Here is a 16,959-nt window from a genome sequence, read left to right as displayed (position 1 = left end):
ATTCGAACAATCTGGAGTGTCCTGAGGCGTTCCGGTCTCGTTCTTCTAGGTGCTGACCGCAGCGCACTCAACCCATGTACAACCTGCATCACGCAGCGGCGCCGCTGGCCGCTCTCATCTTGCTATCGAGGTGGTCGGCCAGCCGCACGGCAAATTGCAACAGCGGCATGGTCGGGTTGGAAGCGCCGCCCTTGGCGAAGATGCTGCTGCCGGCGACATACAGGTTTTCGGTGCCGAACACTTTGCAATTGGCATCGACAACACCGAACTGCGGCGAAGCGGCCATGCGCGTGGTGCCCATGTGGTGGGCATGGGGCGCCATTTTCAGCGGAATCGAGGTGTCATAAACGAAGTCGTTCAGCTTGACGAAGCCCAGGTCCATGTCGGCGAACTGCTTGGCCAGTTCGCTGCCAATGCACTTGATGGTATGCCGGTCATCGGCGCTGAGCGCCCAGTTGACATTGACCTTGGCTACGCCCAGTGCGTCCTTTTCCTCCAGCAGCGAGATGCGGCTGTGCAGGTTGGGGAACTGCTCGATCATGGTGCTGATCACGCCGTCACCAGGGCAGCTGAACTTGGCGACGAAGGCGACCTTGCTGGCAACCCCCATGTCGCAGGCCAGGTTCTCCAGAAAGTGCTTGACCTCGGCAGTACGGCCATAGGTTTGCACATCCGCCAGCAAAGCGGCGGTGACATTGCCTTTACCGGCCTTGTACTCGTCGACGAAGGCATCGGTGGTGTAGTACTGGCGGGGCTCCGGGTCCTGCCCGGACTTGAGGATGAAGGTGCCCAGGTCGATGTTCAGGTGTTCCATGAAACACCCGCCGGCCAGCCCTTCCTTGTTCACCACACCGGCCGCCACCAGCGTCTCGCTGTTAAGCAACTGCCGGGCATTCTCGATGGCCCCCGTGGCCAGAATGAAGTTTCTGGCCACCAGGCGCTGACGATTGCGTTCATAGTCGGACAACACCACCGCCGCCAGGTGGCCGGAAGCTTTGTCGAACTCAAGGTCCACGCAGTTGCAGTTGATGAACACGTCCAGGCCTTTGGTCTGCTCCAGTGCCGTGGCGTACTTTTGCGCAAAGCGTGTCGGCGTGCTGAGCAGAAACCGATCTGCCTCGAAGTCACCACCCGCCAGGCCGGTGTTCATGGCGCGAAAATCCGAGCCGGCAGGCAGGTCGACGATATCCATGGCTGCCGGCAGGTAACCTTCGATCTCCGAATAAGGAATAGGCCAACCCGGTAAATCACCCGGAGGGGCGATGGTAAAGTCCGAAGGGGTGAACGGCCGACAGCGCCCTGCCCAGTGGTTGGACGTGCCTCCCAGATAGCGCAGGCGAGTTTCCTCGGGATACAGCTCCAGGCCCGTGGATGCGCAGGCGTACAGGCTTTGCGAATGCGGCGCATATTCGCGCCCACCGCCTTCGGCGAGCATCACGTTCCAGCCAGCGGCGGCCAGGCGTAAGCCCAGGGTAATGCCCGCCGGCCCGGCACCGATGATGCAGAAATCGTAGTTGTCGCGCAGCGCCTTCTGCTGCTGATAGTCCTTGATCATGCTGGCTCGTTCCGGAAATAACGGGACGGCAATACCCAACCGTTGATGACCACGAACCCAGGCTTTTCGAGCGGTTTGCCAGCAACGGCCGCCGAGGCGCCAAACACCGCGCCACCCACACCGAGCAAGACACAACTCTGGAGAAAGCCTCTACGGCCCAATTGCGCAGTACAAAAAGTGAGCTTCCCCATGATCCCGTGACCTGTACCCATGAAAGTTACACCCAGCGCGCCGCTTTACAGCCAGTCGAAAAAGGCCGTCAGCAACGCCCCGCAGAGCGCCCCGACCAGCAACATCGGCAGCACCACCAGCTCACGTTTGAGGCTGAACATATCCAGTTTGCAGTTCACATACACAACCAGCACCAGCGTTGGCACGGCATGCAGGGCAACCCCCCAGATCGCCCACTCCACACCACCAATCGCCAGCAACAGCGGTAGCAGCCCCCACAGCGAAACCAGGCGAATGATGTTGTCCATGGCCTGATACTTGGTCAGGCCCAAGGCAATCCACACCTGATGAGCCAATGTATAGCGCATAACGATGAACGACAGCGAAAGAATTGCCAGCATCGGGCCAGCTTCACGGTAGCGATCATCGTACATCCAGCCGATCAGTAGCGGGCTGGCGGTCAGAAAACCACCGCAAATAAACAGCACCAGCAGGTCGACCAGCAGGCGGAAGCGGTGATACAGCGCTTTCAGGCGTTCCTTGTCGTCAGCCCGGGCCGCTTCACTGAACGCCGGCAGCGCCACGGCGCCCACTATTTTCATCAGCGCTGTCTGCACCGCGCCAAGGATCAGCACCGCAATCGAATACACCCCCAGTTGCGCCGCCGACATGCTGGCGCCAAACCAGATGCGGTCACCGTACATGGCCAACACGCCGACCATCGACGACAACAAGATCCAGCGGCCAAACACGATCAGTTCGGTCAGCGCCGTGCGGTCCCAGCGCAGGTGGTTGTTCGGCCCCTCCAGGGCGGTATGGCCCAGCACGGTCCAGGCCACCGCCGACACCAGGCCCGAGACCACCAGTGCCCAGATCGAGTGGGTCAGCAAGCCCAGCACCAGCATCACCACCAGGCCGGCTACCTGCGAGGCCAGGTCGACCAGCACCACGCGCTTTTGTTGGAAAGTTCGTACAGCCACATCTATCTTGGTGGACTGGAACCCCCAGATGGCCGCCGACAGCCCGGTTATCGCCAGCACCATCGGCAGCACCGGGGCGGCATAGGTAGAGTCCGCTGGCCACAGCTCGGCCAGTTGAGCCAACCAGGCGCCCAGTGCCAGCAGCAGGGTCAGGGCGAACAGCAGGAAACCGCGAATGATCTGCACGGTCCAGGCGGTGTTGAGAAAATCCGGGTCGTCACCGCGGTGACTCTGGATGATGTTCTGCCGCAGGCCGACATCGGAAAGCAGATGCAGAAGTACCGAAACGGTGGTGGCAATGACCATCACCCCGAACATTTCCGGCAGCAGCAAGCGGGCCATGATCAGATTGCCGCCCAGGCGCATCACCTGAGAAGCCACCTGCGAGACCAGGTTCCACGACCCGGCGTTCAGGGCCCGCTTGCGCAGGCTCGCAGTGGCTGACGCATCAATCGACGGCATGACTTCATTCTCTGACTGATTGGCTAAAAGTCACTATAGTTTCAATTAGCCACGATGCTAGCCGTTGCCCACCGAAGGAAAGGTGTACATAGCCGATGCCTGAACATTTTCGTGCGTTGATCGTCATCCTGTTTTTGGCGAGCGTGGTCTTCCTGCTGGCGCGGCGGCCTGCCACCGACCTGATTCCGCTTGGCGACTACAAGCGCCGGCGCAATCTGTGGTTCCTGCTGACCGTGCTGGCCTTTGCCTCTCACAGCTTCTGGCTGTACCTGGGGGCGGGCGCGGTCATTTTGCTGCTTGCCGGGCGCCGCGAGCACAACCCCATGGCGCTGTTCTACATGCTGCTGTTCCTGATCCCGCCAGCGTCGGTGCAGGTGCCGGGGTTTGGCGTGGTCAATTACCTGGTCGACCTCAACCACATCCGCCTGCTGACCCTGTGTGTGCTATTGCCGGCCGCGCTGCAACTACGCCGCCAACCTGACACGCTGCGCTTTGGCCGCACCTGGGCCGACAAGCTGCTGGCGGCCGGCCTGGTGCTGATGAGCGTGCTGTATTTGCGCGAAACCACGCCCACCGACACCCTGCGCCAGGCGCTGTACCTGTATGTCGATGTGTTCCTGCCGTACTACGTGGCCAGCCGTGGCCTGCGCCAGATCAGCGACTTCAAGGACACCTTGCTGGCCTTCGTGCTCACCGCCTTCGTCATGGCGCTGATTGCCGTGGCTGAATATGTGCGCCACTGGCTGCTGTACAGCGCCCTGGTCGACGCCATGGGCGTACCATGGAGCATGTCCGGTTACCTGAGCCGCGGCGGCGCGCTGCGGGCCAGCGTCACCACCGGCCAGGCGATTGCCCTGGGTTATGTGATGAGCGTGGCGATTGGGTTGTTCTTGTTCGTCCAGGGTTATGTGCAGCGCCCGCTGCACAGGGCCATGGGCGCCCTGCTACTGGCCGCCGGGCTGTTCGCGCCGTTATCGCGTGGCCCGTGGATCGGCGTAGTGGTCATCGTGGTGGTGTTCATTGCCTTGGGCAAAGGCGCCGTCAAGCGTCTGGCGCTGCTAGGCGCGGCCGGCATGCTGGCGTTGCCGCTGCTGACCGTCGTGCCTGGCGGTGACAAGGTGCTGGACCTGCTGCCGTACATCGGCAACATCGAAAAAGAGAACATCACCTACCGCGAGCGACTGATGGACAACTCCTGGATCGTCATCCAGCGCAACCCGCTGTTCGGCTCGTTCGACTTCCGCAACACCCCGGAAATGCAGTCGATGATCCAGGGCGAAGGCATCATCGACATCGTCAACACCTACATCAACCTGGCACTGAGGGTCGGGCTGGTCGGGCTCGGCCTGTTCGTGGCGTTCTTTGCCGTGGTGCTGAGGGGCATCCGCAGAGCCATGCTCAGCTTCCCCGACAAGGATGACGAGCGAAGACAGCTCGGCCGGGTGTTGCTGGCGACGCTGATCGGCATTCTGGTGATCATCTTCACCGTCAGCAGCATCACCTTCATCCCGGTGGTGTACTGGTCAGTCGCCGGGCTGGGCGTGGCCTACATCCAGATGGTGCGTCGGCTGCACAACAGCCAGGCCATGGAACTGACCGAACCCGGCCTACTACCCAGGTAATTTCATGAACGTGCTTACCTTGCGTCATTTCGTGCGCCTTTCGGCCCTTGCCGGCCTGGCCCTGTTACCGTTGGCCGGCTGGGGCTCAGACTGGCAGGTCAGTGTCGATGAGCAGAATGGCCTGCCTACCGTGACACGCGGTGGCGGCCCGGTGATGAAGGCCAAGTTCGATTTCTGGGCCGCCAACTGGAGCTGGACTGGCTTTTATACCGACTTCAAGGTCAATGGCCCCTACCACTACACGCTGAAGGGCAAGAACAAGGAACTGGACTTCGACCTGCAGGCAGATATCCGCAAGGAACAGGCGCAAACCCTGAGCTGGGCCTTCGACCTCGACGCCCACAGCCAGCAGCGCGGTGTAATGGGAGGCGGCATGGTGTTCCAATTCGACCCGGCGCAAATCGCCGGCGACATGGGCGCCCCGCAGCTGCTGCCCGACAACCGCGGCTGGACGTGGGGCAAGGCCGACCGGGGCCGGCGCATCGAGATGCGCTTCGACCCGCCACTGGCCAAGGTCTACTTCGAGCGCGGCAACCCGTCCGAGCTGCGTGCATTCCTCTACAAGGACCCGATCGCCGCCGGCCGCCAACAGCTCAAGGCCGTGCTCAACGTGACCGGCGACATCGACCTGGGCCCCACCCCCAACGAGCGCTTCGGGCTGGCCGACCCTGCCAGCTGGCCCGATGACCAACTGGATTGGCGCACCTCACCGGTGGACCTGGCATTCCTCAACGCCGCAGAAAAGCCCGCCGGCAAGCGCGGCTTCGTCAAGGCGGTCGGTGACCAGTTGATGTTCGCCGACAACACCCCGGTGCGCTTCTGGGGCACCAACTTGTCTGCCTACTCGCTGTTCAAAAGCCCGGACGAAGAAATCCGCCAACAGGCCAAGCGCCTGTCGGCCCTGGGTTTCAACCTGGTGCGCCTGCATCACCACGACTCGCCCTGGGTCAGCCCCAACGTGTTCGGCGACGGCACCCTGGTGCGCGATACCCAGCAGCTCAGCGCCGAATCGTTACGCAAACTAGACCTGTGGATCAAAGCGCTCAAGGACGAAGGCATCTACATCTGGTTGGACATGCATGTGCAGCGTGCATTTACCGCCAACGACAACATTGAAGACTTCAAGGAGTTGCCCGAGAAGGAAGGTCGCGTTGACCTGAAGGGTTACGCCTACGTGAACGACAGTATCCAGAAAGCGATGAAGCGCTTTGCCGAGCAGTACATGACCCATGTGAACGAGTACACTGGGCTGGCGTACAAGGACGACCCGGCCATCGCCGCCGTGCTGATCACCAACGAGAACGACCTCACCCAGCACTACGGCAACGCCCTGTTGCCAGACAAGGATGTACCACGCCACAGCGAACGCTACATGTCGGCCGCCAAGGCCTTCGCCAGGCAACATGACCTGCCCGCCGACCTCACCTGGCGTGCCTGGGAGCATGGCCCGTCCAAGCTGTTTCTCAATGACCTGGAGCAGCGCTTCAATGCCGACATGATCGCCCACTTGCGCGGCCTCGGTGTAAAAGTACCGATCGCGACCACCAGCACCTGGGGCGGCAACGGTTTGAGCGCGTTGCCGGCGCTTACCGCAGGGGATGTCATCGATGCCCATAGCTACGGTGCCAATGGCCAGCTGGAGAAGAACCCACTGACCAGCGACGGCATGATCGACTGGATAGGCGCCGCCCAAGTGGTCGGCAAACCACTTACTGTCACCGAGTGGAACGCTGAACCCTTCCCGCTGCCCGACCGTCACTCACTGCCGCTATACGTGGCCGGTACCGCCAGCCACCAGGGCTGGGACGCGATGATGCAATACGCCTACAGCCAACAGGGGTTCAACCCCGGCTGGCGCACCGCGGACAACTGGCACGCCTACAACGACCCGGCGATGATCGCCACGCTACCCGCCGCCGCCCTGCTCTACCGCCGTGCGGACGTCAAGCCAGCCACCACTCGCTACGTGTTCGCACCAACACCTGCCACCCTCTACGATCAGGAAATCACTCCACGCAATTCAGTGCTGTTGCGCACGGCCATGGAAAAGGGCCAGTTGCAGATCGCGCTGCCACAAACACCGGAACTGCCTTGGCTGAAGCCTGCGGCTATCCCAGCAGGCGCACAGGTACTGCAGGACCCAGGGCAATCGCTGCTGCCCGCCGATGCCACCGAGTCGGTAACCGACACTGGCGAGCTCAAACGCAACTGGCAACAAGGCCTCTACACCATCGACACGCCGTTGACCCAGGCCGCCACCGGCTGGCTGGGCGGCCGCTCGATCAGCCTGGGGGCCATTGAGGTTAATTCGAAAACACCTTATGCCAGCGTCGTGGTGCAGAGCCTGGACGGTAAACCCTTGGGCCAGTCGCGTGAGCTGCTGCTTTCTCTGGGCACCCGTGCCATGCCCAAGGCCGATGACAAGACACCCTTCAATGTCGAACCCCTTGAAGGCAGCCTGACCCTCAAAGCGCCCGCTGGCCTGAAACTGTTCGCCCGCGATGCGCAGGCACAACTGAAGCCACTGCCGGCGGCGTACAAGGATGGGCAATACACCCTTACCTTCGACGGTCACTACATGTCCAACTGGCTGTTCTTGAAATAGAGCATATGGCCATCTACGCTCAGGTCACCTGTCGCTGATCATCCCACCTGCACGTTTCAGGGAGGGTTCGCTGCGTCTGTCAACAGCAGTTTCCAGGAGGTAGGGATGAAATTTCTGGTGGTGGGTGGCGCGGGTTACATTGGCTCGCACATGGTCAAGCACCTGCTTGCTGTGGGCCACGAAGTGGTGGTGGCAGACCTGGTCTGGCCTGGCCCGGGCATCCAGTGGGCCAAGCTCGACATCGCCGACGAGGCCGCACTGGATGTGCTGTTTGGCGTCTGTCGCTTCGATGCGGTGTTCCATTTTGCCTCGTTCATTCAAGTGGGCGAGTCGGTCAGCGCGCCCGGCAAGTACTACCAGAACAACGTCGCAGCCACCCTTGCCCTGCTGCAGGCCATGGTGAATGCCGGCATCAAGCACCTGGTGTTTTCTTCGAGTGCCGCCGTTTATGGCAACCCACAGTACGTGCCGATCGATGAAGCGCACACCAAGGGGCCGATCAACCCTTATGGGCTGAGTAAATGGATGGTCGAGCAGATTCTTGAGGACTTCGACCGTGCCTATGGCTTGAAGTCGGTTTGCCTGCGCTATTTCAATGCCGCAGGCGCTGACCCCGAAGGGCAGCTGGGGGAACGTCACGACCCGGAAACCCACCTGATTCCATTGATCCTGCAGGCGGCATCTGGCCGGCGGGAGGCGGTGACCGTGTTTGGCCGCGACTACGATACGCCGGATGGCACCTGCATACGTGACTACGTGCATGTTGCAGACCTGGCGGCGGCCCATGCGTTGGCAGTGGACTATTTGCTGGCAGGTGGCGAGCGTACCGCGTTCAACCTGGGCAACGGCTTGGGCTTTTCGGTGCAGCAGGTGATCGATACGGCGCGGACGGTGACCGGGCGGCAGATCAATGCCCTCGATGCGCCGCGCCGCGCTGGCGACCCGCCACGGCTGGTGGCTGATGCGAGCAAGGCGATACAGGTACTGGGCTGGCGGCCAGAGTTTGCCTCGCTGGAGCAAATTGTGCGGCATGCCTGGCAGTGGGAGTTGCAGTATCCCTGGACCGTGCAGCAGGGCTGAGGATCTTGGGGGCGCTTTGCGCCCCATCGCGACACAAGGCCGCTCCCACAGGTGCAGCGCAAATGGTCGATTTTTGCGCTGCACCTGTGGGAGCGGCCTTGTGTCGCGATGGGCTGCAAAGCAGCCCGACAATCAGTAATAGGTCCGCGGTTGCTCGTCCGCCTTGTTCAACACCGTCCCAATCAGGTTCACCGTGGCCAGGTGATGCAGGCAATCCTCGATTTCCTTTTTGTTGTTCATCCCGTTGGCCACCACCAGCAACACACAATCGAACTTGGGTATCACGGTGATCGCATCGTCCGAGCTGAGCAGCGGTGGCAAATCGAAAATGCAAATACGCGACTCGTAGCGGTTGCGCAAATCGCTGATCAGGTTGTTCACCTTGGGCGACGACAGCATCTCGGTGGACAGCGGGACTGGCACCCGCGTTGGCAGCACCACAAAGCGCGGCAAGGTCGGGTTGACCAGGCATTCCTGCAACTCGGCCTTGTCCGTCAGGAACTCGTTCAGCGCCTGCTCCATGGGCAGGCCCAGGGTGCTGCCAACCTTGGGCCGGCGCAGGTCGAAGTCCACCAGCAACGCCGTCTTGGTGGTGTGGTGGGCAATACTCATGGCCAGGTTGATCGCCAGCACCGTCTTGCCCGCTTCAGGCGTTGGCGAGGTGATCGCCAGCGTGCGCCAGCCGTTTTCCTCCATGGCCCTGAGCACCTGCGTGCGCAGCAGGTCGATCGGCCCGTTCATGTTGGAGTTCTTGTTGTACGCCACGATGCGGTGGCGCTCCAGGTGGTCCGCACGCAGGGGCACCACCTTGGTATTCACGTAGTCGAACTGCCCCGGCACTTCTGCCAGCGCCGTACCGGGGGCGGGAGACAGTGCCTGGGGTGTGCCTGGGGTAACCTGATGAAGATTATTGCCAACAGCCGGCTTGGTCCTGTCCATCACTGCTTTCCCTATACAAACCGAGACATGACTTTGAACAACAGCACATCCAGTGGCATGTAGAACATGTGCACCAACACTACCATGATAGCCGCCAACGCCAGTGCCGCCAGGATCAGCCGGTTGCGCCAGCGCTTGCGCCTGGCCACGTCGGCCCTGGTATCGATATAGGGCACCGCAACCAAAACCCGTTTACCCAGCAGGTTTTCCAGGGCGCCAACACCGCGCACGCGCTGATTGAGCATTTCCATCAGCATCACCAGCGCACCGCCGCCAGCAGGTGCCAGCACCAGGCCAAGCGCCGCGATTTTCTTGCGGTTTGGCTTGATCGGCTTCTCAGGCAGCAGAGGGGGCTCCAGTAGCACGAAGCGTTCGGCCTTGTTTTCCTGCTCGAGGCTTTCGGTAATCTTCGCGCCCATTTCCTTGGCGCGGATTTCTTCATACTTTTTACGTGCGTTGTCGTGGTCACGCATCAAGGTCACCAACCCGCGCTCGACCTGCGGTGCTTCGAGGATCTCGGCTTCGTAGCCTTCCATCTTCTTGGTCAGCTCACGCTTCTGCTCGGACAGTGAGGCAATCCGCTCCTGGGCAGCGCTCATCTTGGCGCGCACACGGGCCACGTCGAGGCTGACCGTGGACGCTGCCGCCGTACGATCGCCACTGGCTTCGAGCGCCTGGATCTTGCGTTTGATCGCCACCACATCCGGGTGGGCGTCCTTGTAGCGGGTCAGCAGCCGGGCATACTCGGCCTTCAGGCTTGGCAGGTCCTGGGGTTGGTCGGCAGAGGCTGGCCTGGTGCCCTCAGTCGTTTTGGTCGCCAGGCCGGCATTGGCCGCGGACAGTTCCAGCTCCAGGTAGCGCAGCTCTTCCTGGGCAGCCTTGTAGTCACGGTCGACTTCGCGGAACTCCAGCTCCGAACGCGACAGCATGTTCATGCGCAGGGTCTGGTGCTCGGGCAACGCATTGGCATGAGCCTGCTTGAAATCGGCCAGCTGGTTTTCCAGGCTGGCCAGTTCGGCGCCCAGTTTGTTGGCTTCCTGGGTAAGAAACTCGGTGGTTTCGTTGGCCCGCTCGGTGCGCTGCTTGAGGTTTTCGTTGAGGAACAGCGTCACCAACTCGTCGGCGACTTCCTTGGCCACTTGCGCTTGCTTGTGCTCGAACGACACATTGAACGCCACGGTCGCTTCACCACGGCCACGGACAAAGGTGGTGAGGGTTTCGACCACGATGGCGTTGCGCATCTGGTCGATCTTGTCGCTTTCACTGAGGCGTTTGTCGGCGAACAGGTCGTACTTGCCGATGATGCGCAGCAGGTTTTCACGGGTCATCACCCGCTGGCGGATCACCTCGATGCGCTCATCGGCAAAGCTGGTGTTGTTGGTCGACACCAGCTCGGGCGAAATCTGCTGCGACTCCACCAGAATGGTGCCGGTCGATTGGTAGATCGGCGGCACCATCAAGGCGACGGCGACGGTCGCGACAAGAATGACTGCGGCACTCACCCCTAGCACCAGGGCTCTGTCCTTGATAATGGCGATGTAATCTCTGAGGGAGAGCTCGTAGTCAGACTTCATGGGGCCACCTGCCTGCGGTTCAGATGTCGGGGTACCTGTACGTCAACGTCAAACCAACGATCGTTGCGGTCGCATCCGGTACATGGTCCTGTTGCCGTTCCTTGTACATCAGTGACAGGCGCAGGTCCCAGTAAGGCGAAAACTGGCGGCTGGCCCATACGCTGTAAGTCTGCAGCGTGTTGGGCGACTGCCCTTTGCTGTCTTGCCAGGCCGCGTCGGCGCCCACCCGAGTCAGTTCGGCCACCGCGTAGCTCCATACACCACGCACCTGGTCCAGCTCGGCGAAACCGCCTTCGGCGCTGGCCACCGTGCTGCGTTCGGCGGTAAAGCTGGCATCGGCACGCGGGCCGGTGTACAGCAACGCAACCCCACCCTCCCCACGCCGGCCGCCGTCGTCACCAGACACCTGGTTGACGCCAATGTGGGCATCGGCGCTCAAACCTTCGGCAAGCTGGTACTTGACGCCGACTGCAGGGGTGTAGCTGTTGGAGGCGGTCGCGGTAAGGTCCTGCTCAGGCTCATAGCGTCGTGCGCCAAAGCGGGTGTACACATCGGCCCGCTCGCTCCAGGCGTAAGTCCAGGTAAATACGTTCGCCAGCTCCTCGTAGCCCGTCAGCGTACTGATGTCATAACGGGCACGGTTGTAAGTGGTTTCGTTGCTCAAGGTGCTGCGTTCAGTTACCGCCTGGCTCCAGTTGCCCGTCAGGGTGTAGAGCTTTTGCGTACCGTCGGTGGTGATCACCCCGGTGTCCAGCACTGTCCCCGACAGCGTCGAGCTTTCGTTGTAGCGCGCCACCAGGCCGAACCGCCCACGCTCGGTGGTGCGCTGCCAGCCCAGGCTGATATCGGGATCTTCACGGTCATCGACTATATCCGTGTCGGACGAGCGCAACACATGCATGCCCAGCCCCAACCTCAATTCGTCACGGTCGAACGTACCGATCAGGGTGTAATCAGGCGCAATGATCGTGCGCGTTATGCCCTTCTCCCCCGAGGTCAGCAACAAAGGGTTGCTGTCGTACTCGACGGATGTCGGTACCGCCACCGTAGACTGCCAATTTGCCGCCAGGACCGCGTCCGTAAACGGCAAGGCCAAGATTGCCGTTGCAATGCTAGTTGTTCTAAGAAGAGGCATTAAATGTTCTTATTAAAAGGCAAGATCAAGGAACGACCAGCGTATCGCCAGCCTGAAGTTGGATGTTGGTGGACATGTCCCGCCCAGACACCAGGTCCTTATATCGCACGGGCAGGATCTTTTGGGAAGCGCCTGCGCCACGGACCACCTTGATTTCGCTTTCGTCAGCAAACTTGTCCAGGCCACCCGACATGCTCAAAGCTTGAAGCACCGCCGTAGGGCCTGCCATTTGCACCGGCCCAGGCTTGATCACTTTGCCTTGGACGTAGACCATGTTGCCGGCGATGCTCTTGACGACAACGCTGACGTTAGGGTCGGGAAGGAACTTTTCGAGTTTGGCAGCCACCTGTTTTTCGACTGCCGTCACATCCAGGCCGGCGACATTGATGCGCCCGGCCAGGGGGAAGGTGATACTGCCATCGGGAAGAACGGTGGCTTCTTGACGCAGGCTGTCTTCCTGCCACACCGAAACCATCACCACATCGCCGGGGCTGAGCAGATAGGCAGCACTGCTCTGGTCGGCGTTACCGGCGCCAGACCACACCGTCAGCAGGCAGAACGCGGCAAACATTGAACGCACCATGAGGGTCCCTCCGGCCAAATGGCCCGACAAAGAGCACTGAATGAGAACAACACACCAACTCTCGCTCCGCTTCGCGACGTACCGCTGCCGCGATGGCCTCGACCTTCCTGGAGGCCCTTGCCTTGACGCTGTAGACGTGGGCTGCAACACCCTGCAGACATGGGCCTATACAGGCTACTGGGAATATAGCAACGGTTGAAGAATTCACAAGCCAGGTCTTGCGCTTGCGGCATGCATCCCTTCACATGCCAGGCATGCGGTTCAGATCTTTCTGCGGTTGGCAACGGCTACAAAGCCGATGACGGCAAAGGCAAAGAACCAGCCGGCAGTTGAAACAGGAATGATACTGTTCTGATTTATATACGAATCTGCCGCGCGCGCAGCGCCACTCAGCATTACCAGCAAAAACATCGATTTGATAATCAGAGTCGTGCGCATACACCCCTCCAGAAAACAGGAAAAATCAAATAGTTATTAGCGCGGTGTGGCGGGAGTTGTTTCTTTGTTGACTTGAGCTTATGGGCACAATGACATTACGTCAATGATCCGACACCATAATAAAATTCAATGGGCGATGGGGGCTTTCGTCAAAATATCGACATGCAATTTATGCAAGGGCGCGCTATCAGGGCGGAGGCTGCGTTTCACGGCTGAGAACGCATAGGGGGCATGCCCTGCCCCCAGAGGTTTCACTCGTCTGCGTGGTGAACCACGACCAGCAACTGCGCCGGCGTGACACCTACCGAGCGTAGCCGGTGCGGCGTCTGGGCGTTGAAATGAAGGGCATCGCCCTGTTCCAGCAGCACCCGTTCGTTCATGAAGTCCACTTCCACCTGGCCAGCATGCACGAACAGGAACTCCTCGCCCTGGTGTTCCTTGAACGTGGGGTCACTGAATTCGGAGGGTGGCTGGATCAGGAACGGCAGCAGGCTGCGTTGGCCGACCTGGCTGGTGAGGGCCGCGTATCCCGGCCCTTGCCCATCGCCTACCAACGCCTGGCGCTGGCCATGGCGCACCAGGCTGTAGCGGCTCTGCCCAGCCTGTTCTTCGGCGAACAGCTCTTCGACATTGACGTTCAGCGCCCGTGCCAGTTTCAGCGCCGCCGCGATCGAGGGCGTGTTGAGGCCGCGCTCGACCTTGGACAGGTAGCTTTTGGTCATGCCGGTCTTTTCGGCGAGCATTTCCAGGGTCATCCCCAGTTTCTTACGCAGCAGTTTCAATCGAATAGACATGTAACGCGTGTTTCCCAGGCTGAGGCAGCCATGATACGCGTCTGAAAGCTGACGCCAAGCCTGCAGGGATGGCCTTCAATCAAGGCATCACTGGCGGTACGTACTGCAACGTCGTACCCAGTGCCCACAGCAACACCAGCACCAACGGCACATGCACCAGCAACTGCACGAACGAGAAGCCGATCAGGTCGCGCGCCTTGAGCCCCAGTACGCCCAGCAGCGGCAGCATGTAGAACGGGTTGATCAGGTTCGGCAAAGCTTCGGCAGCGTTGTAGATCTGCACCGCCCAGCCCAGGTGGTACTGCAGGTCATTCGCCACCAGCATCACGTAGGGGGCCTCGATGATCCACTTGCCGCCGCCCGAGGGGATGAAGAAGCCCAGCACCGCCGAATACACCCCCATCAGCACGGCATAGGTGTCATGGGTGGCAATCTGGGTGAAGAACAACGAAATATGGTGGGCCAGGGTCTGTTCGTCGACACCCTTCACCTGGGTGAGGATGGCGGCGATCGAACCGTACAGCGGGAACTGGATCAGCACCCCCGTGGTGGTCGGCACGGCACGCGCCACCGCGTCAAGGAAACTGCGCGGGCGCCAGTGCAGCAAGGCACCGAGCATGATGAACAACAGGTTGTAGGTGTTCAGCCCGGAGATAGCGGTAATCGCCGGCTTGGTGGCGAACTCCTGGTACAGCCAGCCAGCGGCCAGGGCCACCAGCAGCAGAATCAGGATGGGGCTGTGCTCCAGCCACTCACCTGGGCGGGTACGTTGCGGTGCGGGCGGCGCCGTGAAGGTGGGGTCGACACCACAGTCTTCAGCGCTGCGTGCACTGTTCGGGCCCGGGGCGGTGGCGTAGGCGATCACCAGCGAGACCACCACCAGCGCCGCCAACATCACGCCGGACTGCCAGAGGAAAATGGTTTCGGTGAACGGGATCACCCCAGTAATCGACAGGATCGAGGGTGGCAGGCTGGCCGGGTTGGCTTGTAGCTGCGCCGCCGACGATGACAGGCCCAGCGCCCACACCGCGCCCAAGCCCAGGTAGGCAGCCGCACCGGCGGCGCGGTAGTCCATTTTCAGGTCGGTGCGCCGCGCCAGGGCGCGTACCAGCAAACCACCGAACACCAGCGACAGGCCCCAGTTGAGCAAGGAGGCCAGCATCGATATCAGCGCTACCCAGCACACGGCCGAGCGACCGTTGCCGGGGATGCGCGCCAGGCGATCGATCAGCCGCGCGGCGGGCGGCGAACTGGCAACCACATAGCCACCAATGACCACGAAGGCCATCTGCATGGTGAACGGGATCAAGCTCCAGAAACCGTCGCCAAACGCTTTGGCGGTGTCGGTCGGCTTGGCCCCCATGGCCAGTGCGCCAATGCACACCAGCAGCACCGCCAAGGCGGCGAACACCCAGGAATCGGGGAACCAGCGTTCGGCCCAGTTGGAGCAGCGCAAGGCAAAGCGCGCGGAACGGCTGTCTTGAATTTCAGCGGCCACAGTTGAATTCCTTTTATTGGTTTTATGAGGTGACACGTGTTGCCAGAAAACACAAAACCCTGTGGGAACAGCCATGCCCGCGAATGCATCGGTAAATTCACCGCAGCATTCGCGGGCACGCCCGCTCCCACAGGGTAGGATCGTGTAATGCCTTAGAAGGTCATTTCCTTCACATCATCCGGCACGATCAGCTTGCCGGCGGTTTTCTCGATGATTTCCTCGACGCTCACCCCCGGCGCAGTCTCGCGCAGGATGAACGCGCCGTCTTCGATTTCCAGGTAGGCCAGGTCGGTAAGCACCTTGCGGATGCAACCGGCACCGGTCAGCGGCAAGCTGCACTGGGGCAATAGCTTGGACTCGCCATCCTTGGAGGCGTGGGTCATGGTGACGATGATGTTGTCGGCGCCAGCCACCAGGTCCATGGCGCCACCCATGCCCTTGACCAGCTTGCCCGGGATCATCCACGAGGCGATGTTGCCCTGCACGTCCACCTCGAAAGCACCCAGCACGGTCAGGTCGACGTGGCCACCACGGATCATGGCGAACGATTGTGCCGAATCGAAGATCGAGGCACCGCGGCGGGCGGTGACGGTTTGCTTGCCGGCATTGATCATGTCGGCATCGATAGTGCTTTCGGTCGGGAATTCGCCCATGCCGAGCAGGCCGTTTTCCGACTGCAGCATCACATCCATATCGGCCGGTACATAGTTGGCCACCAGGGTCGGAATGCCGATGCCCAGGTTGACGTAGTAGCCGTCCTTCAGTTCACGGGCGACGCGTTGTGCCATCTGTTCGCGGGTCAGTGCCATGGTCAGGATCTCTTTGTTGTTCTGGTGATGGCGCTCAGGCCTTGACGGTGCGCTTTTCGATACGCTTTTCGAAGGTGCCGACGATGACACGGTCCACGTAGATGCCCGGGGTGTGGATTTCGCTGGGCAGCAGCACGCCTGGCTCGACGATTTCTTCCACTTCGACCACGGTGATCTTGCCGGCGGTGGCCGCCAGCGGGTTGAAGTTTTGCGCGGTGTTGCGGTACACCACGTTACCGTAGTGGTCGGCCTTCCAGCCCTTGACGATGGCGAAGTCACCGGTGATGGATTCTTCGAGGATGTACTTGCGGCCCTTGAACTCGCGCACTTCCTTGCCGTCGGCTACCGGTGTGCCGTAGCCGGTGGCAGTGTAGAACGCCGGGATGCCGGCCCCTCCTGCGCGCATTTTTTCGGCGAGGGTGCCCTGCGGGGTCAGTTCCACTTCCAGTTCGCCGCTGAGCAGCTGGCGCTCGAACTCGGCGTTTTCGCCCACGTAGGAGGCGATCATCTTGCGGATCTGCCGGTCTTCCAGCAGCACACCCAGGCCGAAGCCGTCGACGCCGCAGTTGTTGGAGACCACCGTCAGGCCCTTGACGCCACGCCGCTTGATTTCGCTGATAAGGTTTTCCGGGATGCCGCACAGGCCAAAGCCACCGGCCAGTACCGTCATGTTGTCGGTCAGGCCTTCGAGGGCCTGTTCATAGGTTGCAACGC

Annotated in this window: 14 protein-coding genes; 3 read left to right on the top strand and 11 right to left on the bottom strand. The window is 61.1% G+C overall.

What is annotated here, in order from left to right:
• Positions 1-88 precede the first annotated feature (88 nt).
• Both APH35_RS13930 and APH35_RS13920 read right to left on the bottom strand, forming a co-directional pair.
• Entirely contained in the window at positions 89-1,555 is a 1,467-nt protein-coding gene (locus tag APH35_RS13930) for a GMC oxidoreductase (RefSeq protein WP_060494286.1), read from the bottom strand.
• Between the two features lie 236 nt (positions 1,556-1,791).
• The gene (locus APH35_RS13920) at positions 1,792-3,168 is read right to left on the bottom strand and encodes an oligosaccharide flippase family protein (RefSeq protein ID WP_012272360.1); all 1,377 of its coding nucleotides are present in this window, start codon (positions 3,166-3,168) and stop codon (positions 1,792-1,794) included.
• 95 nt (positions 3,169-3,263) lie between these two features.
• Between APH35_RS13920 and APH35_RS13915 the strand changes: the two genes are divergently transcribed.
• The 3 genes from APH35_RS13915 (at position 3,264) to galE (ending at position 8,475) form a co-directional block, all read left to right on the top strand.
• Positions 3,264-4,790: an O-antigen ligase family protein gene (locus APH35_RS13915; protein ID WP_060514983.1), complete on the top strand. Its 1,527-nt coding sequence runs from the start codon at positions 3,264-3,266 to the stop codon at positions 4,788-4,790.
• Positions 4,791-4,794: 4 nt separating this feature from the next.
• Positions 4,795-7,395, top strand: a complete 2,601-nt coding sequence (locus tag APH35_RS13910; protein ID WP_060514982.1) for a cellulase family glycosylhydrolase — start codon at positions 4,795-4,797, stop codon at positions 7,393-7,395.
• 105 nt (positions 7,396-7,500) lie between these two features.
• The gene (gene galE / locus APH35_RS13905) at positions 7,501-8,475 is read left to right on the top strand and encodes a UDP-glucose 4-epimerase GalE (protein WP_012272363.1); all 975 of its coding nucleotides are present in this window, start codon (positions 7,501-7,503) and stop codon (positions 8,473-8,475) included.
• 132 nt (positions 8,476-8,607) lie between these two features.
• Here galE and APH35_RS13900 read toward each other — a convergent pair whose 3' ends face one another.
• The 9 genes from APH35_RS13900 to APH35_RS13865 form a co-directional block, all read right to left on the bottom strand.
• Entirely contained in the window at positions 8,608-9,414 is an 807-nt protein-coding gene (locus APH35_RS13900) for a CpsD/CapB family tyrosine-protein kinase (protein WP_012272364.1), read from the bottom strand.
• An 11-nt stretch (positions 9,415-9,425) separates the two neighbouring features.
• Entirely contained in the window at positions 9,426-10,988 is a 1,563-nt protein-coding gene (locus APH35_RS13895; protein WP_012272365.1) for a GumC family protein, read from the bottom strand.
• A 19-nt stretch (positions 10,989-11,007) separates the two neighbouring features.
• A complete protein-coding gene (locus APH35_RS13890) occupies positions 11,008-12,123 on the bottom strand; it encodes a hypothetical protein (RefSeq protein WP_012272366.1) in 1,116 nt (371 codons plus the stop codon).
• Positions 12,124-12,148: 25 nt separating this feature from the next.
• Positions 12,149-12,706 carry a polysaccharide biosynthesis/export family protein gene (locus APH35_RS13885; RefSeq protein ID WP_012272367.1) on the bottom strand — a complete coding sequence of 186 codons (558 nt, stop codon included), beginning with the start codon at positions 12,704-12,706 and terminating at the stop codon, positions 12,149-12,151.
• A gap of 261 nt (positions 12,707-12,967) precedes the next feature.
• Complete coding sequence (eppA, locus tag APH35_RS29035; RefSeq protein WP_012272368.1) at positions 12,968-13,144, bottom strand: EPS-associated small membrane protein EppA; 177 nt, start codon at positions 13,142-13,144, stop codon at positions 12,968-12,970.
• A gap of 251 nt (positions 13,145-13,395) precedes the next feature.
• Entirely contained in the window at positions 13,396-13,938 is a 543-nt protein-coding gene (locus APH35_RS13880) for a helix-turn-helix domain-containing protein (protein ID WP_012272369.1), read from the bottom strand.
• A gap of 79 nt (positions 13,939-14,017) precedes the next feature.
• Positions 14,018-15,436 carry a short-chain fatty acid transporter gene (locus APH35_RS13875; RefSeq protein WP_012272370.1) on the bottom strand — a complete coding sequence of 473 codons (1,419 nt, stop codon included), beginning with the start codon at positions 15,434-15,436 and terminating at the stop codon, positions 14,018-14,020.
• A gap of 152 nt (positions 15,437-15,588) precedes the next feature.
• A complete protein-coding gene (locus APH35_RS13870) occupies positions 15,589-16,245 on the bottom strand; it encodes a CoA transferase subunit B (RefSeq protein WP_012272371.1) in 657 nt (218 codons plus the stop codon).
• Positions 16,246-16,279: 34 nt separating this feature from the next.
• The coding region (locus APH35_RS13865) for a CoA transferase subunit A (RefSeq protein WP_156341219.1) at positions 16,280-16,959 on the bottom strand (680 nt) is incomplete at its 5' end.

The organism is Pseudomonas sp. NBRC 111132 (assembly GCF_001320565.1).
Classification (GTDB): domain Bacteria; phylum Pseudomonadota; class Gammaproteobacteria; order Pseudomonadales; family Pseudomonadaceae; genus Aquipseudomonas; species Aquipseudomonas putida_P.
This window is presented reverse-complemented; position numbering and strand designations above follow the sequence as displayed.